Source organism: Bacillus sp. DE0042, assembly GCF_007680225.1.
GTDB classification, from domain to species: Bacteria; Bacillota; Bacilli; order Bacillales; family Bacillaceae_G; genus Bacillus_A; species Bacillus_A wiedmannii.
Genome location: NZ_VEJP01000002.1, coordinates 159,945 through 183,455 on the forward strand (window position 1 = coordinate 159,945; position 23,511 = coordinate 183,455).

The following is a 23,511-nucleotide window of genomic DNA, read 5'->3' on the forward strand; positions in this document are numbered from 1 at the left end:
ATCATTTCTGTCACTACAAAAAAAGGTTATATATTCACATGCATAATAATCAAATAACAAAAGCAGATAAATAAAAAAACTTTATTCTCTTTTCTACTATTTGAACTAATTTACTTAATTGCATACGTTTTTTCAGTATGAAGAAAAATAAAAGTAATACGTCAAAACAATACAAACACTATATATAAACGAAAGAGCCCATCACAACTGATAAGCTCTTCCATTTTATTTACCCTTCAATTGTAACCCCTGTAAACATCGATAAGTTTCCCGTTATTTTCTCGCCTACACGTAAAAATAACCCTGCGGCTCTCCCGCTAATACAGTGTGAACCAATTAATAGTTTACCAGTATACGGACCATCCCATGTGTCAATTGTATAGTCAGGCATTTCTATGTATTGCTGATATATTTTCCGTTGTTCAAAGTAATACTCCGTTTTATCTTCAGCTAATAGTTCATCATTTTCGTATATAGATACCCCTCCGCCTTCACGGCCGTATAAAGGTTTAGAAACATATGATACATTTCTGTCTATAAACGGTTTATTTGTAAAATATGTTGGTAAGAAGTAGTTCTGAATGATTTCTCGCTCTTCTTTCTCAAAGAAATCGCCCTCTTCGAACAGTTTCCAAATTAATGCGAGTACACTTTTATTTTGCATAAGAAAAGCAGCAGGTGGATTAATAATTTTCACTCTTCCTTGCGCTATATGATCTAAAAGCTGAAGTCCAATTCTTTTCCCATTTTTATCGGTATCTGACACTAAATATTCAATTGGATATAGTCTATATAAATAATGGATTCGTTCACCATTTGGTGTATATATACCATCATCTGCAACGACGATATCTTGTATTCCTATATAGTCCGTTGATTGATCTAAGCAATAGCTTCTTAAAAATTGAACTGTTTGATGATCTTCATCGTGCCAATCATAACTAGTAAAATATATCGTCTCTTCAGGACCTATATTATAGTCATGTTTAATTTGTTCCCACGCCTGCACAATATGCTCTTCTATATGATTTGGGTGATTCACGTCGTGATAACGGCATAACACTTCATTTGCGACAGACGGCTCCAAATAACCTGTTGGTGTGTCACAATTTACTTCTATTAACTTTATATCTTCACCATTTACGATAAAGTCAAACCTTGTAAAATATGAAAACAAACCAATATGTTTCATTCTCGCAATTTCCCACGTTTCAGCTGGAAATCCTAGTTTTTGAAAATCTTCTGTCGTATTGACAATATATTGATACGTTCTATATAACACGTACATAACTTCCTCTGTCGCTTTTGAAATAGCAGTATAAGTTTTTACTGGCATGCGATACATACCTGTTGCCATATATTGATTCCATTCTTCATTTTCTAATAGACTCGGCCATGTAAAGCCATTCCGACCAGCCTCTTCCGCAAGTGAAAACCATACTTTCATATACTCTTTCTGCTCTTGTTCTGTATACATGATCCTATTATCCTTTCGTATTACGATCCGGCTGGCGCTTTTGCGTTTCCAATTCCACTTGAACCAGAATTCACTTTCGGCGTTTGAGTCGTAGATGATTTCGGCGTATTTGTATCCGGCGTCACTTTATTTGATGTACTCGGCTGTTGTTTGTTTAAATCTACTTTATTGGAAGAATTATTGTTGTTACTGTTAGTTCCACCGTAGTATCCACCACCACCGCTGCCACCAGTTCTACTTTGGTCTTTTTCACGATATGGAATAATATTATTTGCATACGGTTTCTTCATTACATTGGGTTTTGCTGTATAATTCATATTTGAAGTTCTGCTTGCTAATAAATATCCTGCTACGAATGGCAGTATCGGTAAATGTGAGTTTTCATTATACGATGAAAACGATGGATTAATTTCCTTGCATAACTCATCATTTTCTACATTTTCATTGGTAGGAGTTTTATCATCACAATGTAAAGCTTCTTGTTCATTGCCTTGCTTTGCACCATCTGTTTTAACAGCGGTACTTTCTTTCTGTGCAGTTTCTTCTTCATAATCACCACACCCAGTTAATAAAAATGATGATACTCCTATTGATGCAGCAACTTTTATAAATTTACTTTTATCCATTCTCATGTGTTATACACCTAATTTCTTTTATCTATATTTTTCCAGATAACTTTATTATATAATGTATATGTTAATTTTTTCAAACTAAAGCCTATATGCACATTTGCATATTTTCATGCTATTTTTCCGAGTAACAATGAAATCTTTCTATCCCCGGGTATTTTTCTCCTAAATTTTTAACCTTAAAACCAATTTTCTTATAAAATTCTACTGCCTCTTTGTCTGTCTCTGCTTCTACATAAGTCAATTGTTGCATTCTTACTACTTCCCTTATTATTTGTAACGCAATTCCTTTATGACGATATTGTGGAGCGACCGCTACGTGGCATATTCTCGCTTTATTTGCTCCAATGATTTCAATACCTATACAAGCCTTTTCTTCATATCTGTACAAAGTCCCTTTATTCCTTTCATAGAATAAAACTGCTTTCATTAAGCTAGTTTCACTTGGGCCGATTGCATACTTTAGTACATTTAAAATGGGATCTTTCTCAATTTTTTCAACACATTGCAAATTCATCTCTTCATCCCTTTCTATGAAAAAAAATTAGCTCTTTATATAAAGAGCTAATCTCACTATGCCGTTATTTTTTCTTCTTTTTTCACAACGACCGCTACATAACTATGTAGTATCATTCCGACAATAACAAGACTCATTCCGATCCAAGATAAAGATGACGGAATTGGCGCAGATAGCAAGATGAGCTCTCCTACTAGCGCAAATAAAACTTCACCGGACTGTGTTGCTTCCACTGTTGCTAGTTTTTGTGGATCATCTTTTACAAGATCTGTCGCAAAGAAGAATAGTACTGTCGCGATTAAACCAGAACTAACTGCTACAATAAAACATTGAAAAACTTGGCTACTTGACGGTAATCCGCCTGTTGATACTTCATAACCTGATAGTAAAAACCAAAATGGTAAACTTGCTAATGTCATACCGAGAACTCGCTGGAATACATCTAATTCGCCTTTACAAACTTGCATCATTTTTCGATTTCCAAGAGGATACGCAAACGCTGCAATAAGTACAGGAACTACACATAAAACGGTTTCTCGAATTCCTAATGAAGAAGCATGTTCTACTTGCATGAGTACAACACCGCATAAAATAACCCCAGACATAACTAATTCCTTCATTGGAAGTTTTTTATGTAATGGATCTACTGCAAAAAATGGTGTTAACAAAATTCCTGCGACAATCGTAATTTGCCATGTTGATGCAACAAGCCAACCAGGTCCAAAAGCTCCGGCAAAACTAAGTGGTGCATAGAAGAGACCAAATCCAACGATACTCCACACTAACCATTCTTTCGGATTATTTTTCATATATTGAAAGAGTTGCTTTAAGTTCCCTCTATACATGACAATAAGTAAAAGCATTGGAACCATAAAGTAGTACCGTAATGAAGCACTCCAAATCCAGCTTCCACCTTCTAAGTCCATCGCCCGGTTTAAAACAAAGGTAAAGGCAAAGAAAAATGATGCCAATATCCCTACTGCAATAGCTTTCATTATAAAACCCCTTGTTTAGTTTCTTCTTATACTATACAACAAATTAAATATAATTAAAATTCGAAATCTTTATCTCGCATCTATTCTAGCTCTATATAGTTTTCTTAACTGACTAATATGAGCTTGATGGTACCGATTATGATCGGCTATATGCCATATTCCCCACCTTATAGTCGCAGTTTCTCCCTTCTCATAAAAAACTTCCCTTGTTAAATCATTTTCTGTTAGTTTCATACACTCCTCATAAAACATATGTTGCACCGCTTCATAATCTTGCATTAATTCTTGTAATTTATACTTTCTTAAACTAGGCAATCCTCCCATTTCATTCAACATTGGTCCATATTTATTTTCAAGTGTCGGTGGAACTTCCTCTCCTTTTAAACGGTACACCCAGTGTAAATCGACTATTGCTAAATGCTGAAGTAGTTGCCCAATACTGTTTTCATTATTTTCTGACCTTTTGAAGGACAGTTCTTTCACATCAGTACCTTCTACTAACTTTTGCAATCGTTTAAATGTATCAGTAACCGTCGCATACAAAATCGCTACTTGCGGGTTCATATTTTTTTCTAAATGGAGATCTTTCATACTAAACTCCCTCTATTAAAAGAACAAAACCATATGTTCATCATCACTATACACACCATTCATCTTTATAGCTCTCTTTTCAATCCCATACGTTTTAAAGCCCATTGATTCATACAATTTTTTTGCTGGTTCGTTTGTAGATACAACACCTAAGTTCAATTGTTCTAAACTCATCTCTCTTGCTCTTTCAATTGCCTTACGTATTAACTCACGTGCAAGACCACTTCTTCGATTGCTTGCATCTACATACATCGCAACGATATGCCCTTTATGTTTATACGCCTCTTTTTCTTCAGTTAGTAAAGTGACAACTCCAACTAATTGATGATCCCCATTAAAAGCACCGAATGTACAACTAGTAGTAGCTGTTAAATTACCTTCCACTCGCTTAATAGGATTTTCCTGGCGAATCGCCTCTTCATAAGTTGTTACAAATGCCTCTGGGTTTACTTGTAATGCTTGTAAACGTAAATCCCAATATTTTTTCGCATCTTCTTTCGTAAGTAATCGAATCATATTTCTCCAGCTCCTTTTAGTTAACATAATATTTTTATAAACTACCATTTAAAGATTCGTATTCTTCTCTTAACATACTATAACGATAACGATGAATGAACTTCCCTTGACGTAATCGATCATTTCTCATTAATCCTTCACAAATAAAACCAGCCTTTTCATAACTCTTTCTAGCTTGAAAATTATCTTCATCTACACGTAGCCAAACTTTTTCTAATTCAAATTCAATGAATGCTAGATGTAACATACTATATAAAGCTGCTAATCCATATCCTTTACCCCAATACTCTTTATTACCAATCGCGATTCCCAGTTCTGCATTTTTATTTGTTTTATCAAAGTTTTTAAGATCTATCCACCCAATATGTATGCCGTTTTCTGTAGTGATAGCTCTTTGTTCATAACCATTTTTTCGATTTATACATGCTTCAATCCACTTTTTCGTATCTTCACGAGTGAAGGGTGGATATTGATCCGGTACAACTAAATGATTTGTCACTTCTTTATCTAATGACCATTGATATCGCTCTTCTACATCATCTAGTGTAAGTTCTCTTAATTGAACATATGGTACATTCATTGCGTTATCTCCTTTTTATTTTCCTATAGAAAACCCTTCAAACATTCTTCCTCCGTACTGTTCTAGCGTTTTTTCTACAAAAATAATTAATTTTCTTTTCTCTCCCGTTGTATAAAAATGATCGAACGCTGCTACAAATTGATCTGCATATTGTTCATCATATCTTCTAAGTACCCTTATAAACCATTTTGAATTTCCAAGCCATTTACCATTTACTCTTAATACATATTCATGTAATAAATCAGCTAATAAATTTGCGATAAACAATTCTTCTTCTCTTTTTGATGCACCAATAAAATCGTCCAAAGTATCCGTAATAAAATACCGTTTCTGCTTCATCATTTCTTCCGTCCATTTAGCTGGCCCTTTATTTAGTAAATCATTTGCTTCTCTTTTTAATTTCTCAACAATTTCATTTTCCCCTTTCAATACAATACCCTCTGAAACTAATTGTGGTAACGAAGGTCTCCCTCGGTCACAATCCATTTTAAAAAAGGTTTTATACGTTTCAAAATTATGTACAAACACTTCAACAGGCCATCCATTACTATAGAAAGATTCTCTATAACAAGACGTTAAATTTTGATCAACTATAACAATGTCCAGATCAGATGTTTTTGTCGCTTCTCCTCTTGCAACGCTTCCTCCCAGTAAAGCTACATCACAATTCGGAAATTGTGATGTAATTATGCTTTGTGCCGCTTCCATTGGTTTCATAACCGTTCCCCTTTTCTTATTTCACTTTCTTTTTTTCAGCTCTTTCTCTCGCTTTTTTTATATACGGCTCTGCGTCTGGTGTTTTGCATGATGTTGCCCCGTGATCAACTTGTACTTTTCCAATTTCACGTGCAATTACAATCGCCTTTCCCTCTAAGTCTTCATTACGAATCCCTATCGCGATTAAAGCACTATTCATCGCTTCTTTTTTTCTATTTTTTTCATTATGTATATTTGTTTTAACCTCTTCTAAATACGGAGAGAAGAAATCATCATGTAACGTTTTATTTTTAATCGCTATATTTGCTAATAAAGACCAGCCAGCTCTTCCAATCCATTCATCATCAGACTTTGTCCATTCTTCCATTCTTTCTATCGCGATTGGCGACGTACAAATAGCCGTCATCAAAACGTCCATTAAACAATAATAATCAACTTCCTGTACCCATTTATTTAGCTGTTCTGTCGTAACTTTCTTTGGATCTAAAATCATTGTTGCTAAAGTCCTTGCATCCATATTTTTTGTTTTCCATAATGAAATTGCTAAATCATGATCTTTTTTTATCTTCTTTTTTAACAATTTTAAATTGGCAAAACTAACTCCAAATAGTGGCTCTTTCGCTCCGTGGTTTTTATACGTTTTACGATTTTGTTCTGTTCCATATTCCTCTAGTTGCTGCATTACTTCTTCAAGTAACATATGCCCACCTCTTTATCTTTTATGTTGACTTCATATATGTATGTACGATATATTCTACATTACTTTTTGGTTTTCCTATATTTATTTTTAAAAATACGGTATGTGAAATTTTAAAGTTTCTACAGATAACTAAAACAACCACTAAAAACCTGTACATTTTACATATACAGGTTTTCATTTCTTCAATTTCTCATATTGTAAGAAATAGAATATGATAGAACTTTTGTTTGATTTTCTCTATAATTGTTGTAAGCTCTTTACATCTGACCACTCTTCTATAGACCCGGCGTCCGGAAAAACTGTAACTACATTAAAATTCGCGCCTTTTTCATTTCCAATTTGTTTAGCAGCTAATAAATTCGCTGCCGCAGACGTTCCTATTTTCATACCAGTTTCATTATAAAAACGTGCCATTTCATACAAAAAGAGCTTCTTTATTCAAATGCATTCATAAGCACAATTCTCCAACCATCTGGATCCTCTATTGTGGTCCCTTTCTCTATCCAATACGGATTTTCTGGTTCTACCTCATGATAGCCCATATTACTTAATCGATTCACTATTTTTTCAATTTCATCTTTATTAGGCATATAAAAAACTAGTAAATTATCTTTTGTCGGTGCCGGACATGGACTTCCATTAACGTGCGTTGTAAACTCCAAATGATACTCGGCATCCGGTACTCCAAACATAACTCCATCATATCCTTCATGATTGTGAAATTCTCCTATACGCTTTAATCCTAACCCCGTCTCATAAAAACTTATAACTTCTTCAAATTTATCTGTTGGTCTTGCAATTCTAAATTGAACCCAATTCTTCATGCAAATCTCCTCCTTTTCATTTTCCAAAGCTTTATAGTAATCATTATAAGTTACATATATTCCCTTTCATATCCCTCATTAGTGTGAGAACTACCTAAGTTGAAAGACCTATTAGTTTATAAATAGTAGGACTTTAGTATTAAATTCATATAAAAGTAGTTATATAAATATTGAGATGAAATAAATAGTTCTTCCTTATATTTTATTACGTATGAAAAAGTTCTCCTTGCAGGGCCTTTATATACCGATCAGCAGATCTTTGTACGGCCTTATTCGCATCTTCCACCACACCATGAAATGCATTATATAGTCGACTAAACTGGATATCTTTTACTTTCTCTGCCATATCTCTAACTTTATTCGCTGGTAATGGGATGAGATTCGGATAACTATACATAAAACTTACCCATTTTTGATCGGAAACTACTTGTATAATATCACCTGATAACAAAATTCCTTTCCCTTCGTTACCTTCTTTCCAATGCATAACAGTCCCGCCCTTAAAATGGCCTCCTAAGCGATGCAATGTAAGTTCTTCCGATAATATCAGATGTTCCCCAGACCAAAATTTAATTTGTTTACTCGGGCGAACCACCCACTCTTTATCATCTTCATGAATATAGATAGGTACATTGAATGTTTCCGCCCATTTTACTTGTGTAGAGTAATAATGTGGATGAGAAAGTGCTATTGCTTGAATACCACCTAAATCATATATACTCTTGATCGTTTTATCATCTAAATAGCTAATGCAATCCCACATAACATGTAGAGTTTTACTTTGTATTAAAAATGCTGTTTGTCCAATTGCAAATTTAGGTTTTGTAGTAATGCTATACAAACCACTTTCTTCTTTTATTATTTCATTTTTGTATAAATTGCTATTTTGCATAGTTTCTAAAGTTGTCCATGACTGCCCAATTAGATTCACATATTGCCTTTCCTCATTGCAAATATTACAACGAGAAGGTGCTTCTTCATTTTCGGGATACTGTACTCCACATGTAGTGCAAATATAATTAACCATATTCCCACTCCCTTTTTAAATTTAATTGTTCTTATACCAATATTTTAATAGAAAACAAAAATATTCGAATCAATAATTGGAATGAAAATGAAGTAATACGAAAGTATGATTAGCCCCCTTCCTTTTAACACTTTAGTCTAATTTCTTTAATTTTTTATTTGCTGCTTCCAAGAAAATAGAGTTTTAATTATATTAAAACTTTCTAATATGCTTAAACCTTTAATCGTTAAAAGAAAGAGCAAATCTTCATAAAATAAATGAAGCAATTGAAAGATTTTGTTACAAGTTTATCACTATAATACTTACTAATACACATCAGGGGGATAGTAGATTTAAATTAAGGAGAGAGTATAATAAAAATTGTAATTATACTGTACGAAGTATGTAATACAGAAAGCAGTAGCAACATAAAGTTTGTTGATAAAACTATCGGGTGAATTTAATTTGATGATTGAAGAGTTTGTAAAGATAAATGAATATTGATTTCAAGCTTCATTTTAGGGGAAATAAACATCACAAACTACATGAATTAAAAAGTAGCCTTGAGACAAAATTTATATCCATGAAATATTTAAATGCATATGCAATTTTATACAACCACTTTTTTATAAAGTAAGAAAAGTGGTTGTATATTTTAGAAAATATTCTTCGTTACAAAATCACGTTACATATTTCATTAAACTACAACTACTCATTTTCTTTTTTCTTCTTTTGTTCCTCAGATGGCTCTTCTGTTGGATCTGGTTCTTGTTCATCCTTTTTGTTTAACTCATTATTTTTTTCTTTAGCAGGATCTTGTTTTTCATTTTTTTCCTCCTGTCTTTGTTCAGAAGGTTCCTCCGTTGGATCTGGCTCCTTTTCGTCTTTTGGAGCTGGATTACAGCCAATTAATAATCCTACTGTAAATATGCTTGTCATAAATATTGAAAGCATTTTTTTATAATTCAATTAAAGCACCTCCTAAAATTAATATCCCTTGTATTGTTTCCAACTCATAATTAAAATTATCCAATTATTTGTGACGTTTCTTGCAAAATGATATCCCTTTAAAATCTTGCATACTTTTGACCAAACTTTTTTACTCTTATAAAAAAGTTTTTTTGCAATTACCGCCCTATAATTGCTAATATAGTAGAGTAGAACTTTTATAGAGAGAAGGAAAATTATGCACAATGGAATTCGAATGACAACTTTAGTAAAAAGGGCTATGTTGATTTGCGCGGGGGTATTATTTACATACGAAGCGGCTTTAGGATCAGCACATACTGCTCTAGCAAGTACAGAGGATGAAGCAAAATCTGTTCAACTTGTAAGTGAAATTCAATCATCTCTTGCACCGAAAGAAGCTCCAAAACAATATAATGGGCAAGTTAGAAAAGTAGCTTACTTAACATTTGATGACGGTCCTGGAAAATACACAGCTGAGCTTTTAGATATGTTAAAGAAAGAAAATGCAAAAGCAACATTTTTCCTAATTGGTTCAAACGTAAAAGCTTTCCCTGATCTTGTAAAACGTGAAGATGCTGAAGGCCACTACGTTGGGATGCACAGTATGACTCATAACTACAAGAAACTTTACACAGAAGGTCGTTATGTAGATGAAATGAAGGAAGATCAAGGCTTAATCGCTGGTGTTCTAGGTAAATCACCAGTATTAACTCGTCCATCTTACGGCTCAATGCCAGGATTAAACGAAGCTCTTCGCAACAAAGTTGTCGAAAACGGATTAAAAGTTTGGGATTGGACAATTGATTCTTTAGACTGGACATACAGTAAAATGCCTGTTGATGCTGCATCAGCTAAAATTGTGCAAAACGTTGTAAATGGAGCTAACAAGCCAACAGAAGTTATTCTAATGCACGATATTCATCCACAATCCGTTAAAGCAGTACCTGGAATTATTAAAGGGTTGAAAGAAAAAGGATATGAATTAGAAAGTTATAGTGAGAACGAACACTTCCCATTAAACTTCTGGCACGATAACCGTATGTAATAAAAAAGACTTGATTTCCTCTAGTAGGTTATTGAGTCTTTTTTTATCGTTTTTGAAATTTCTTCTCGTATATTCGATTCCCCCCTCTTCCTTTATATCAATAGAAAATATAAATCACATTAATTTAATTTAGTAACATCACATGCTATACTGTAACCTACATTACATAAGTAGGTGTCACATGATCGTATATACAGTTCAAAATGAAGCAGCGTGGAAACAATTTAAGAAACTTGGTTATTTAGAAGGAAGTAAAGAAAACATCGATCCTGATTTTATATATTCATACGATTGGATGGTACGTGTAGCTAAGAAAAGATTACCCTACTACGAAGGTAACTATCCTATTTGGATATGGGAAGAAAATAATTATCCAAACCGAAATCAGAAAGCTTGGGGTAGAGAAAATTCAAAAATGGTAATTTTAACACTTGATGTGCCGAATGAATGGGTGCTATGGAGCTATTTTGACTATTGGTGCTGCGCTATGACTGACGGATCAATATATTTACATACAAAAAATAAGTGTACATTAGATGAATGGTATACCTATATGGATAAAGAATACGGGATAATATTCGATTTCGACTATTTATTATCACATCCTGATTGGTGTCTAGGCAAAGAGGATTCATTAGAAAAACAAGGTGTCATTGGTAGAATTCCCCTTTCCTTCGTGAAAAAAGTACGACGTTTTCGTGCTAAGGAAGATAAGTCTATTAATACAATCAGAAGTGATAAATGGGATAACAGAAAAGAAAGCCGTATTAATAAGATGAATCGAAAATTAAAAAAGAAAAAAGATAAGCAAAAAAAACTACAAAAGCGACTTATACGGAATTAAAACACATATACATATCAAAAGACAGTCAAAAAATAGGATTGAATATACAAATTCAATCCTATTTTTTATATTATCAACACTTTAGCACATATTACTCTTAAGGAGTGATGTGTATATGGATTTTCTTTCAGCCGAATATTTGTCAGCATTACTTGCCATCATTGTAATTGATTTAGTGTTAGCCGGTGATAATGCCATAGTAATTGGATTAGCAGCAAGGCGATTACCGAAAGATCAACAAAAGAAAGTTATTATATGGGGAACTATCGGGGCAATCGCGATTAGAGCCCTCGCTACTTTAGTTGTCGTTTGGTTGTTAAAAATACCAGGGCTACTTCTAATTGGTGGTGTACTCCTTATATGGATCGCTTACAAATTAATTGCTGAAGGTAAAGATCATGATATTAAAGCAGAAGAAGGATTTTGGTCTGCTATAAAAACCATTATTATAGCTGATGCGTTAATGGGAATTGATAATGTTCTCGCTGTTGCCGGAGCTGCGCATGGCAATTTTTCTTTAGTCATCATCGGGCTATTAGTGTCCATTCCAGTAGTAGTATGGGGTAGTACATTAATTTTAAAATGGGTGGACCGATTCCCTGTCATCATTACAATTGGAGCAGCTGTTTTAGCTTATACTGCCGCGAAAATGATTGTAGATGAAAAATGGTTCGCTGGATTTTTCGAAAGTAATCCTTTCATAAAATGGGTATTTATCATTATTATCATTGCCGGTGTAGTATTCTTTGGAAAGATGAAACAAAAAACGAAAGATAATTCTATATAATGACAACGTTATATGGACAAACAAAAGCGCTACTCAAATGAGTAGCGCTTTTTAATATTTATTTCGTTTCTCCGTCTTCAGTCGTCTTTACCTTCGTTTTATTTTTATCACGATGGTTATAGTTGTACTTCGAACGATCGACCGGTGTAAATCCTTCCGGTGTATAGAATCGTAATAAGTCACCGTTAACAACTTGGTCAGAGTATTTCAGTGATTTTTGAACCATTTGTTCATTTTGTTTTATTTCGTCTGTTAATTCTACAGATTCACCAGTAGCTGTATCATAGTATTTTCCATTCAGTGCAGTAACTGTTGGACTTACGAAGTTACCGTTACGGAATGGAACGACTTGTTTATGCTCTGGTGATAATAAATCAGATCCGAACTGGACATAATTTTTCGTATCTGTACCTAGTAAGTGTAATAGTGTCGGAAGAACATCAATTTCTCCGCCGTATTGATGTTGTACGCCACCCTTCATTCCTGGAACACGAATGATTAATGGTACACGTTGCAGTTGTGCATTTTCAAATGAGTTCATTTCTTTACCCATTATTTGAGACATTGCTGCGCCATGATTATCAGAAATACCGTAATGATCACCGTACATAACGATAATTGAGTTATCGTATAAACCAGATTGTTTCAAGTAATCCAAGAATCCTTTTACAGACTCATCTAAATAACGTGCTGTTTGGAAATACGTATCTACTGAAGAGTCACCTGTTTTAGCTGGTTCAATCGTCGCTTCCTCTTTATCAATTGGATAAGGGAAATGGTTTGATAGCGTAATGAACTTCGTATAGAACGGTTGTTTCAATGTTTGTAATAATGGTATAGATTCGTTAAAGAACGGTTTATCTTTTAATCCATAGTTTACTACATCTTTTTCGTTCATATCGTAGTATGACGCATCAAAGAATTTATTAAAACCAAATGATTTATAAATATCGTCACGGTTCCAGAACGTTTTATAGTTACCGTGGAACACTGCTGATGTGTATCCTTGTTGACCTAAAATAGCTGGTGCTGATTGAAACGTGTTATGAGCTTTATTTGTAAAAACAGATCCTTGTGGTAATCCAAACATTGAGTTTTCTAGCATGAACTCCGCATCAGATGTTTTACCTTGTCCTGTTTGATGGAAGAAGTTATCAAAGTATAACGTATTCGCATCTTTTGTAAATGAGTTTAAGAACGGTGTAACTTCTTGCCCATTTAATTTATAATCAATTAAAAAGTTTTGGAATGATTCTAAATGAATATAAATTACGTTCATTCCTTTTCCTTTACCAAAGTACTCAGGATTTGGACTTGCATATGTTGATGCAAGATAATTTCTAACCTCTGTCATATTATCTCCATCAGCTAACGCTCGTTCTGTTGATGCTTTCGCACTTTGAATGCCATCATAAATCGTATAGTTGTATGCCCCTAAATATTTCACAATATAATTACGGTCAAATGTTCTTGTTAATAATTCAGGACGATCAGATTCTGCAAGACCTAAGTTAATACTGAATAATAAAATACCTGCTACAAATACTAGTGATAATTTATGTTTCGCAACACGAATTGGTTTTGGACTTGCAAATTTTGTTGCGACTAAAGCAATTAAAATGATTGTATCTAAGAAATATAGTGGATCATAGACGTGTAGCAATGCAAAAATACTACCACCTAAATCTCCAAAGTTATTCGTTTGTGTTAATGTCGGGAACGTAATAAAGTCACTGAAAAAGCGATAATATACTACGTTTGCGTATAACAGTATAGACATTAACAAATTAATAACAATTAACCAAATGTAAGCACGTTTCCCCTTTGCGAATAATGCGAGCCCTAAAAATAAAACTGCTGAGCTTAACGGGTTGAAAAACAGTAAAAACTTTTGGATTGTGTTGGATATCCCTAAATTAAATTCTGTCACATATGCTGCGTATGTTTTTAACCAGAATAAAATAATGGCAAACACGAAAAATCCAAAGTGATTGCTTAACACTCGCTTACTCTTTAATAGTAATTGTTTCATCTCTCCACCTCTTTTGATCATCCAAGGCTTATTTTTTTATAAGTCTGTCTTTATTCAATTTTTTATCTTCAAATAGATTTTGTTTGTTTAACTAAATGAAGAATATTAGTAATTATAATTTGAAGCTAGTATTTATTCAACTATTTCTTTCTAGACATTTTGACCTTGGTTTCTATTTAATAAAATAAATTTGTAACATTTTCTGTTTTCTCCCAAGTCTCATCCACTAATTATGACTCCACATACTATAAACCTTTATTCACTGCTTCGCAAATAAATATGTCTCCAGTTCTGGAACATTAATGTAATATAATGAAATTCACAATAGATAGCATTTGTTTTTTTCGGTGTATATTAAATATCTTAATGTATTTCAAGTTTATTCATACTTCAGCCATTCCTCTATATGTAACTTCAAAATGTCTCTCCTTCTCTAAAGTTATTTTTGAATAATTATTCATAATTCATAAAATCAAAGATTATAAAAAAACCTCGCTTTCATAAAGAGAGCGAGGTTTTTCATCATTTATTATTGACCTTTGTACATTGCTTCTACTTGTTTTTGAAGTTCTTCATTTTCTAAGAACTCATCGTAAGTAGCCTCTTTATCGATTACACCGTTTGGCGTTACTTCGATAATGCGGTTTGCAATTGTTTGTACGAACTGATGGTCATGAGATGTGAATAACATTGTACCTTTAAATGCGATTAAACCGTTGTTTAATGCAGTGATAGACTCAAGGTCTAAGTGGTTCGTCGGATCGTCAAGTGTGATTACATTCGCACCACTTAACATCATTTTAGATAGCATACAACGAACTTTTTCGCCTCCAGATAATACAGAAACGTTCTTCTTAACTTCTTCACCTGAGAATAACATACGGCCTAAGAAACCACGTAAGAAGCTTTCTGACTCATCTTGTGGAGAGAATTGGCGTAACCAATCAACTAAGTTGGAGTCACTGTTCTCAAAGTATTTAGAGTTATCTCTTGGGAAGTAAGATTGAGATGTTGTAACGCCCCATTTGAATGAACCGCTATCTGGCTCCATTTCACCCATAAGGATTTTGAATAATGTTGTCATCGCAATATCGTTACGACCGATAAATGCAACTTTATCACCTTTATTTAAAGTGAAGTACACATTATCTAACACTTTTTCACCATCAATTGTTTTAGAAAGACCTTCAACAGTTAATAAGTCATTTCCTATTTCACGCTCAGGTGTAAAGCCAACAAATGGGTAACGACGTGACGATGGTCTAATATCATCTAATGTAATTTTATCTAATAATTTTTTACGAGAAGTTGCTTGTTTCGCTTTAGATGCGTTTGAGCTAAAGCGTGCAATGAAGTTTTGTAACTCTTTTACTTTCTCTTCTTTTTTCTTATTAGCATCTTGTGTTAATTTTAAAGCTAATTGGCTTGACTCATACCAGAAGTCATAGTTACCAACATAAAGTTGAATTTTACCGAAATCAAGATCAGCCATGTGCGTACAAACTTTATTTAAGAAGTGACGGTCATGGGATACAACGATTACTGTATTTTCAAAGTTCATTAAGAAGTTTTCTAACCATTGAATCGCTTTTAAGTCCAAGTGGTTGGTAGGCTCATCTAGTAATAGAATGTCAGGTTTACCAAATAATGCTTGAGCAAGTAATACTTTTACTTTCTCTGCACCAGTTAATTCTGACAATTTCTTATCATGAACATCTTCACCAATACCTAAACCTTTAAGAAGGATTGCAGCTTCTGATTCTGCTTCCCAACCGTTAAGCTCAGCGAACTCACCTTCAAGTTCAGCAGCACGCATACCATCTTCATCACTAAAGTCTTCTTTCATGTAAATGGCATTTTTCTCTTGCATTACTTTGTAAAGTTGCGTGTGACCCATAATTACTGTTTCTAATACTGGGAACTCTTCATATTCGAAGTGATTCTGTTTTAATACTGCTAGACGCTCACCTGGCGTAATATGTATATCACCTGTTGATTGTTCAATTTCTCCAGATAAAATCTTTAGAAATGTTGATTTACCCGCACCGTTTGCTCCGATTAAACCGTAGCAGTTACCTGGCGTGAATTTTATGTTAACATCTTCAAATAATTTGCGATCCGCGAAACGCAAACTAACGTTACTTACTGTAATCATTTGTGTCCTCCTACTAATACCGCTTATTTCAGCGTTTTCTCACCGATTGTCTTAAAAAATCGCATATTACGACTCAATTATTGTAGACTATAGCTATTATATAGTAGAAGATGGATGAATAGCAACGGTTGATTGCTATTCATCCCTTTTCTACCTTGAATAAAAAGAAAGAAGACCTAGAAAAAGTTAAGAAATATTACGATGAATTAGGAAATTCTGCTCCTATGTTATTCTCGCATACACATGCAAAAGGCAATTTTCTTTTACAAATGAATGGAGATATGAAAGATGAAGAATTTGCAAAATATAAAGACGTGATGGACAAGTTTATTAAATAAGAAGAATCCCCTTTTAAAAGGGGATTCTTTTATTTTCTTTTACTTAATTTCTTCGTATAATGCTTCATTTTACTCGTTAACCCTATTAATGCAGGTAACAATATTGGCATCACAATGATAGCTAATAGTAACAGTGCAACACCAACAACGGATGCTACTTGTATAAGTGTCAATACACCTGAAGGGATTAATGCAGCAAATGTTCCGCCTAAAATAAGTGCCGCTGATAATACAACTCCTCCTATGTGACGAGATGCATTTACAATTTTCGTTGCTGGGTCCCCTTCTAGTTCATTGTATCGCATCATTACGAAAATGCTATAATCCACACCTAAAGCGACAATCATAATAAAACTAAAGAATGGTACATTCCAGCTTAATGACTCTACGTTTAATACGTGTGTACTAATTTGTTCACTTATGCCAAGTGATGCAAAATAGGCTAATATTAAAGATCCAATAATAAAGATTGTATTTAAAAATGACCGTGTAATAACGAGTAATACAATCGCAATGCCAATTAACATAATCGTAGCTGTACGTAAGAAGTCTTGACCTGTTACTTCTTTTAAATCAACGTTTCTAGCTGTTGTACCTCCGATTGCTTTTTTCGCCGAATTTAATTCTGTACCATTTAGCGTACCGTCTATCGTTTTATTAATTTCCTCAATAATTGGCATCGCTTCTTTGGAATACGGATTTACGTCTAAAATGATTGTCATTTTAACAGTCTTTCTATCATGTGACATGTACGTATTCAATGCTTTTTGAAAATCTTCTCCCTCTAACACTTCTTTTGGGATATAAAATTTCTCAGAGCTTTTTGATTCATTTAGTTCCCCTAAATATTTCTGAGCATCTCCTAGGCCGTTACTTACCTTTTCAAGCCCTTCTGTACTTTTAGATAATCCTGATTGTAATTGCCCCATCTGTTCTTGCAAGTCTTTCAGCCCGGTTAATAACTGGCCTTGCCCATCATTTATTTTTGTTAATCCGGTTTGTAACTCAGATGACTTGTTCGCAATTTGTTTTGAGCCTGAAGCACCTTCATTTAATCCATTTTTAAGATCATCTGCTCCTTTTTGTAACTTAGTAACTCCATCGCTCATTTCTTTTAAGCCGTTATCCACTTTCGATAACGATTGATTTGCTTCTTTAAATGAACCCATTGCTGCTTTATGTTGCGTTGCTAATTGGTTTAATTCATTTGAAAGCCCACCTAATTGTTTTTGAGCCTCTTTAGCAATTCCTATCGTCTGCAGTATGTTCGGATCATTTGCTAATTCTGGTTTCGTTTGAATGGAATTGGTCATTAACATTTCAATTTGTTCGTAACCTTTTTTCGCCCCATCAATCGCTTGAGAAATACTTCCGAAGTATTGATCGTAAGAACTTAAACCTTTTTCTAACTGCGCATAGCCAGCATGAAGTTGTGAAGTTGCATTAGATAATACACTAATATTTTCATTTACTGAAGTTAACCCACTCTCAATTTGCTGCGCACCTTGTGCTCCGTCATTTATACCATTTGAAAGTTGATTTAAAGCTGCTCCTAATGCTGTTACACCATTTTTCGCTTCCGTTGTTCCATCAATTAATTTTTGAACGTTTGCAAGACTATTTGAATCTTTACTACCCATTTTATCTTTTGCAGTAGTTAATCCATCATTAATTTCCTTTATACCACCATTCGCATCTCCTAAACCTGTATTCAGTTCTCCCGCTTGTTTATTTATATATAGTTCTTTTATCCTTTCACCGGTTGGACGCGTCGGTGAATATACTTCTGAAACACCTTTTACTTTCAAAATCTTATCAGTTAGTTCGTCTAAAGTTTGCAGCGAACTCGACTCGTCTAACTTGTTATCTGATTGAATGACTAACGTACTTGGTGAAGAAAAACCTGGTGGAAAATGCTCTTCTATTACGTTAATCCCCATTTTCGACTCATATTTATTATCTACTTCAAATAAATCATTGTAATTTAGTGTGTTAGAGTATTTCATTACGAAAGGAATCGATATCACAAATACGATGATTAAAGCTGCGAATGGTCTTACTACTGAGTTTTTCGCAAGAAATCCCCATAAACGACTATCCTCATGCCCCTTAAATGTTTTAACTGGATAAAACATTCCTTTTCCTAAAAGCACCATAAAAAATGGATTTAACGTAGTTAATACGAGTAATAATACTGCGACACCAATTGCTACCGCTGAAGTAGATTGATATAATTTAAAACTCGCTAAAGCAAGAGATGCAAAACCAATTAGTACTGCTATTCCGCTATATAAAACGGTTTTCCCTGCTGATTTGAAAGTTTCTTTCGTAGCTAAAAATGCATTTTCTTGTTTACTTAATTCTTCTTTAAATCTTGTATATAATAAAATGTTATAGTCTGTTCCAACCCCAAACAGGACAACGACTACAAACACTTGTGTAAAGTTAGAAAACGGAAAATTAAATTGATCTACTAAATGGGCAATAATCCCCATTGAAACTAAATATGATACACCAACAGTAAGAAGGGAAACAATTGGAACAATTGGTGAACGAAATACACTGATTAATACAACTAGAATGAAAATGATAGAAATAACTTCCGTCTTCTTCACTCCCTCTTGAGAGGAAGTAAGAAAATCACCCGCTATTAAATCACTTCCTGTTAAGTACGTTTTAACACCCTTCGTTTGCACTTTTTTATGAAGTCCATTCGCAACTTTTGATATTTCACCATTTTTTTTATCTACAGAGATTTGCGTTAAAATGGTCGTATTGTCTTTAGATATCAACTGTTTTTCCAAATCTTTATTATCTAAATGTGAAACAACTTCCTTAATTCCTAATTGCTCTTTTTCATTTTGTATAGCATGGATTGTTTTTACGATCTCCTCTTTTTGCTCAGTTGTTAAAGCTGTTTTACTTCCACTATTAAAAACAGCTATAATTTCATACTTTTCAGTCCCGTCTTTATCCATCTCTTTTATCATCTTGTCAGCAATACTACTTTGTTCTGTATTAGGAATCGTAATGTGCCCTTTTTCTTTCACTAATTTATCCATATTAGGCATCGTTACGATCATTGCAATAGTAATAACTATCCATAATAGAAAAGATAAACTTCTCCAATTTTTCAGCTTACTCATTTTAATCATCTCCCATTTTGAAAATTAAAAGGGAATGAATATTCATTCCTATCCTTTTAAAAATACTTTTTTCGGAATGAACGTTCATTCCTATCATTCTATTACATTATTTTTTAAACTTTATTAAACTACCTTTTCCGGAATGAATGTTCATTCCTATTGTTACACAAATATCCTCTCCTACTCTCATGTTTTAAATCTATTCAGGAATGAATATTCATTCCTATACTTATTAGCTATAGAATCAAATGATTCTAATAGCGTTCCAAGAACTTTCTTCCAATTCTTTTACTAATTCTTTTGAGTATTCTAATTGCCCTGTTGCAATTACCTTCGTTAGTTTTTCTAGCGGTTGATATACAATAATAATTAAAGCAACTGGAGGCAATGGACGAAGAAAACCTTTTGCGATTCCATCTTCAATAATATTCATAAAGAAGCCTATAAAATCTTCAAATATTTTCTTACTTTGTTCATCAAGAAAATAACTATCACAGTGAGAATTTGTAAATAAAAAAGCATCCACATTGTTTCTCGCAAATTCAAATAAACGGTTGTACGTATGACTAAACTGTTCACGAATATTTGCTTCAACAGGAAAATCCGTTTTTATCATTTCAGAAAGCTCTAACATACTTTTTGAAAATAATGAGTTAACAAGTGCCTCTTTATTTTCAAAATAGCGATAAATAGTACCCGCACCGACTTTTGCCTTTTCAGCGATCATTGGAATTGTCGTACCATCGTAACCACGCTCTGCGAAAAGTTTCATCGCAGCATCAAAAATATCCTCTTGTTTGTTTTTAGCCATTTTTTCCACCTCTATTTTCAGGAATGAAAATTCATTCCGTTTTTAATTATAAATTACATGGATTAAAAGTCAAGTGCGTGACCAGTATCGGTTCGGTTTTTAATCCCTTGTTTGTGAAAAAATTATATCAGCGATTTTCAAGATATATCGATTTACCGACAAAAACTGACAGTATAATTTGAAGCCGTCCCAAAATTTTATTTGGGACAGCTCAATTTCCTATTTATAACTTAAAAGAAATCATAAATAAATGCTTTACGTACTGGAACTATATTCTCAAACGCTCGTATTTCCTCTTCACTTCCGCTAATTAATTCTAGTTCATTAAGTTGTAACGGACGTTTGTATCCAAACATTATTGTAGATAATGCATTTATATCTAGACTAATTCCTTTATCCTTTATTTCTTCTTCTATAATTGTTATTTCATGATTTGCAAGCCTCACTGTAACGTTATTCCACGGTGCAAATGAATCTGTAATATGTAAAATCACTTCTTGCTGTGCATTGTTCCAATTCAACTCATATTGTTTTAAGAACTGCTCCACATCTACAATTCTGCCCATAAAATATGGCTTTATTTCTGCTTTCACGCGTGGCTCTTGTAGTGTATATAATAACGGTTCGTTTTCACTTACTGTCATTTCAAGTTCTTTAATCATAGAATCATGCTGACAAATAAAGTTCCACAGACCATTTCGCGCTTCATTATGCAGTGAAACAAATTCTTCTACTGTCATTTTATAGTTTTCTATTTTATATAGCATGTAGCCAGCTGCCATTTTATTTTTATCGTAATAAATCGCTAATGTTAAATCATCATAAACAGCTTGTAACCACCATTTTTCATCGCGAACTAGCATACCGGAAAAACGTTCTGCAAATGTTTCATAAATCTTTTCGACCTCTTCTGGGTGATTTTCTTTATTGAAACGTTTCACAGTACCATTTACTTGTTTTTTCATAACTAAATCACTCTTTGACATATGACATACAAAGAGATTCGCACAAAGTTCCCAGCCGTATTTACGGTAAAATGAAACAGCAAATGGATGTAGCATTGATACTGTATATCCGTCATTTCTCATCGTTTGAAGTGAGTGTTGAAGCAATTCTTTTACATACCCGCCTCTTCTATACTCTGGATACGTCGCTACCCCTGCAACGCCTCCCATTTTAAATTTCTCTTTGCCTATGTATATATGAAACGGAATAAGATGCAGTTTTGCTGCTAAATCTTTACCTTCCATAATACCGTATATTTCATGACTTTCTTTCATCTTTGTAAGTTGTTGCTGCAATCGTTCCTCATCAACTTTATATTGAAAAGCGTATTCCGATAAGCGTAATGCTTCTCTAAATCTATCTTCTTTTAATCGTATAACGTTCATATATTTCTCCTCCATTCCTTATTTGAATTGTACCACAATTCTCAATATTCCAGCGCGGTGAATGAAATTATATAGACTTAACGACAAGAATCCAATATAAAAAGCAGATACATCCCGTATCTGCTTTTTATTACTTTATTTTGCTAACTTTTGAAGTTCTTCGAAGAATGTAGGATATGATACGCCTACTGCTTCTGCGTCTTCAATTGTTGTTTTTCCTTCTGCTAGACAGCCGGCAATTGCAAGCATCATTCCAATGCGGTGATCACCGTAACTATTTACTGTATTGCCTTTTAGTGCTGATTTCCCGTAAATAATCATGCCGTCATCAGTTGCTTCTATGCGAGCTCCTAGTTTCGTTAACTCCGCAACGACTGTATCGATACGGTTCGTTTCTTTTACTTTTAATTCGTGCGCATCTTTAATTACTGTAATTCCTTCTGCTTGCGTTGCCGCTAAGGCGATAACAGGAATTTCATCGATTAATCTTGGGATAATATCTCCGCCAATTTCGATTCCTTTTAATGAAGATGTTTCAATTGTAATATTTGCAGCTGGTTCTGATGCTCCTTCGTTAATTGGCTCTACAGTGAACGTAGTACCCATTTTCTCTAAAACATCAATGATCCCTGTACGAGTTGGATTCATCCCTACATTTTGTAATACTAGTTTACTATTTGGAATGGTTGCGCCCGCTACTAAGAAGAATGCTGCTGACGATACGTCACCTGGCACTTGAACGTCTGTTGCTGTTAACTTTTGTCCACCTGCAAGTTTCACTGTTTTTCCCTCACGAATTACTTTAACTCCAAAGGCTTCAAGCATTCTTTCCGTATGATCGCGTGAAATATGTGGTTCTGTAACAGCTGTTACACCTTCTGCTCGAAGTCCTGCAAGTAAAATAGCTGACTTTACTTGCGCACTTGCTACAGGTGAAGTGTATTCAATTGCTTTTAAATCTCCACCACGTATTGTTAACGGTGTAAACGTCCCTTCTTCGCGGCCATCAATGTTTGCACCCATTTGTTTTAATGGATTTGTAACACGTTTCATCGGTCTTTTTGCGATAGATGCATCACCTTGTACGCAAGAGAAAAATGGTGTATTTGCCAAAATTCCTGACATTAAACGTATTGTTGTACCAGAATTACCAACATCTAATACAGCTTTCGGTTCTTGTAAGCCTTCTAATCCTTTACCAACTACAGTGACTTCATCACCGTTTTGCACGATTTCTACTCCCATTTCTTTAAAGCAAGAAATTGTACTTAAACAGTCTGCACCGGGCAAGAAACCTTTAATCGCTGTTTTTCCTTCTGCAATCGCGCCGAACATGACAGCGCGGTGTGAAATGGATTTATCTCCTGGAATTGTAATAATACCATTTAATCCGTTATTAACAGGTTCTATTGTTCTTTCCTTCATGTTTTCACCTTCTCAT

The 23,511-nt window shown here is 34.0% G+C and carries 21 protein-coding genes and 2 pseudogenes; 4 read left to right on the forward strand and 19 right to left on the reverse strand.

Annotated features, from left to right (window positions below; translation table 11 throughout):
• Positions 1-229 precede the first annotated feature (229 nt).
• From FS802_RS11190 to FS802_RS11250, 13 genes and pseudogenes are all read right to left on the reverse strand, one after another.
• Positions 230-1,477 carry a glutathionylspermidine synthase family protein gene (locus tag FS802_RS11190; RefSeq protein ID WP_070168896.1) on the reverse strand — a complete coding sequence of 416 codons (1,248 nt, stop codon included), beginning with the start codon at positions 1,475-1,477 and terminating at the stop codon, positions 230-232.
• 20 nt (positions 1,478-1,497) lie between these two features.
• Entirely contained in the window at positions 1,498-2,109 is a 612-nt protein-coding gene (locus tag FS802_RS11195; protein ID WP_060749002.1) for a hypothetical protein, read from the reverse strand.
• A 112-nt stretch (positions 2,110-2,221) separates the two neighbouring features.
• A complete protein-coding gene (locus FS802_RS11200; protein ID WP_001053109.1) occupies positions 2,222-2,623 on the reverse strand; it encodes a GNAT family N-acetyltransferase in 402 nt (133 codons plus the stop codon).
• Positions 2,624-2,679: 56 nt separating this feature from the next.
• Positions 2,680-3,618 (reverse strand): DMT family transporter, encoded by a 939-nt coding sequence (locus FS802_RS11205; RefSeq protein ID WP_000643669.1) that lies wholly within the window; start codon positions 3,616-3,618, stop codon positions 2,680-2,682.
• Between the two features lie 69 nt (positions 3,619-3,687).
• Positions 3,688-4,209, reverse strand: a complete 522-nt coding sequence (locus FS802_RS11210; RefSeq protein ID WP_098200481.1) for a DinB family protein — start codon at positions 4,207-4,209, stop codon at positions 3,688-3,690.
• Between the two features lie 15 nt (positions 4,210-4,224).
• Positions 4,225-4,725: a GNAT family N-acetyltransferase gene (locus tag FS802_RS11215; RefSeq protein ID WP_000620337.1), complete on the reverse strand. Its 501-nt coding sequence runs from the start codon at positions 4,723-4,725 to the stop codon at positions 4,225-4,227.
• Between the two features lie 34 nt (positions 4,726-4,759).
• Positions 4,760-5,305, reverse strand: a complete 546-nt coding sequence (locus tag FS802_RS11220) for a GNAT family N-acetyltransferase (protein WP_098654982.1) — start codon at positions 5,303-5,305, stop codon at positions 4,760-4,762.
• A gap of 15 nt (positions 5,306-5,320) precedes the next feature.
• Positions 5,321-6,022, reverse strand: coding sequence for a nucleotidyltransferase domain-containing protein (locus FS802_RS11225; protein ID WP_098654983.1), 702 nt, complete (start codon positions 6,020-6,022; stop codon positions 5,321-5,323).
• A 16-nt stretch (positions 6,023-6,038) separates the two neighbouring features.
• A complete protein-coding gene (locus FS802_RS11230) occupies positions 6,039-6,722 on the reverse strand; it encodes a DNA alkylation repair protein (protein ID WP_098654984.1) in 684 nt (227 codons plus the stop codon).
• Between the two features lie 237 nt (positions 6,723-6,959).
• Positions 6,960-7,145 (reverse strand): annotated as a pseudogene (locus FS802_RS11235) (cysteine synthase family protein); the annotation flags it as partial.
• An 11-nt stretch (positions 7,146-7,156) separates the two neighbouring features.
• The gene (locus FS802_RS11240; RefSeq protein WP_098654985.1) at positions 7,157-7,546 is read right to left on the reverse strand and encodes a VOC family protein; all 390 of its coding nucleotides are present in this window, start codon (positions 7,544-7,546) and stop codon (positions 7,157-7,159) included.
• A 205-nt stretch (positions 7,547-7,751) separates the two neighbouring features.
• Complete coding sequence (locus FS802_RS11245) at positions 7,752-8,573, reverse strand: MBL fold metallo-hydrolase (RefSeq protein ID WP_000248723.1); 822 nt, start codon at positions 8,571-8,573, stop codon at positions 7,752-7,754.
• Positions 8,574-9,260: 687 nt separating this feature from the next.
• A complete protein-coding gene (locus FS802_RS11250) occupies positions 9,261-9,521 on the reverse strand; it encodes a hypothetical protein (protein WP_001106983.1) in 261 nt (86 codons plus the stop codon).
• Between the two features lie 217 nt (positions 9,522-9,738).
• Here FS802_RS11250 and FS802_RS11255 point away from each other — a divergent pair, with 217 nt between their 5' ends.
• The 3 genes from FS802_RS11255 to FS802_RS11265 all read left to right on the forward strand — a co-directional run bounded on the left by FS802_RS11255 (position 9,739) and on the right by FS802_RS11265 (position 12,197).
• Positions 9,739-10,566, forward strand: a complete 828-nt coding sequence (locus FS802_RS11255; RefSeq protein WP_000551432.1) for a peptidoglycan-N-acetylglucosamine deacetylase — start codon at positions 9,739-9,741, stop codon at positions 10,564-10,566.
• A gap of 181 nt (positions 10,567-10,747) precedes the next feature.
• The gene (locus FS802_RS11260) at positions 10,748-11,410 is read left to right on the forward strand and encodes a DUF3841 domain-containing protein (protein ID WP_098654987.1); all 663 of its coding nucleotides are present in this window, start codon (positions 10,748-10,750) and stop codon (positions 11,408-11,410) included.
• Positions 11,411-11,525: 115 nt separating this feature from the next.
• Positions 11,526-12,197 (forward strand): TerC family protein, encoded by a 672-nt coding sequence (locus FS802_RS11265; protein ID WP_000346929.1) that lies wholly within the window; start codon positions 11,526-11,528, stop codon positions 12,195-12,197.
• A gap of 58 nt (positions 12,198-12,255) precedes the next feature.
• Here the strand turns inward: FS802_RS11265 and ltaS are convergent, their stop codons facing one another.
• Together ltaS and FS802_RS11280 are read right to left on the reverse strand one after the other, a co-directional pair.
• A complete protein-coding gene (gene ltaS / locus FS802_RS11270; protein WP_000811615.1) occupies positions 12,256-14,229 on the reverse strand; it encodes a lipoteichoic acid synthase in 1,974 nt (657 codons plus the stop codon).
• Between the two features lie 529 nt (positions 14,230-14,758).
• Positions 14,759-16,384, reverse strand: a complete 1,626-nt coding sequence (locus FS802_RS11280) for an ABC-F family ATP-binding cassette domain-containing protein (RefSeq protein ID WP_000633872.1) — start codon at positions 16,382-16,384, stop codon at positions 14,759-14,761.
• Between the two features lie 164 nt (positions 16,385-16,548).
• Between FS802_RS11280 and FS802_RS11285 the strand changes: the two are divergent.
• Positions 16,549-16,722, forward strand: a pseudogene (locus FS802_RS11285) (stress protein); the annotation flags it as partial.
• A gap of 29 nt (positions 16,723-16,751) precedes the next feature.
• Here the strand turns inward: FS802_RS11285 and FS802_RS11290 are convergent.
• The 4 genes from FS802_RS11290 to aroA all read right to left on the reverse strand — a co-directional run bounded on the left by FS802_RS11290 (position 16,752) and on the right by aroA (position 23,495).
• Positions 16,752-19,868 carry an MMPL family transporter gene (locus tag FS802_RS11290; RefSeq protein ID WP_141547163.1) on the reverse strand — a complete coding sequence of 1,039 codons (3,117 nt, stop codon included), beginning with the start codon at positions 19,866-19,868 and terminating at the stop codon, positions 16,752-16,754.
• 244 nt (positions 19,869-20,112) lie between these two features.
• A complete protein-coding gene (locus FS802_RS11295; protein WP_001107298.1) occupies positions 20,113-20,679 on the reverse strand; it encodes a TetR/AcrR family transcriptional regulator in 567 nt (188 codons plus the stop codon).
• Between the two features lie 230 nt (positions 20,680-20,909).
• A complete protein-coding gene (locus FS802_RS11300; RefSeq protein WP_070168900.1) occupies positions 20,910-22,070 on the reverse strand; it encodes a GNAT family N-acetyltransferase in 1,161 nt (386 codons plus the stop codon).
• Between the two features lie 135 nt (positions 22,071-22,205).
• Positions 22,206-23,495: a 3-phosphoshikimate 1-carboxyvinyltransferase gene (aroA, locus tag FS802_RS11305; RefSeq protein WP_144525029.1), complete on the reverse strand. Its 1,290-nt coding sequence runs from the start codon at positions 23,493-23,495 to the stop codon at positions 22,206-22,208.
• Positions 23,496-23,511 lie beyond the last annotated feature (16 nt).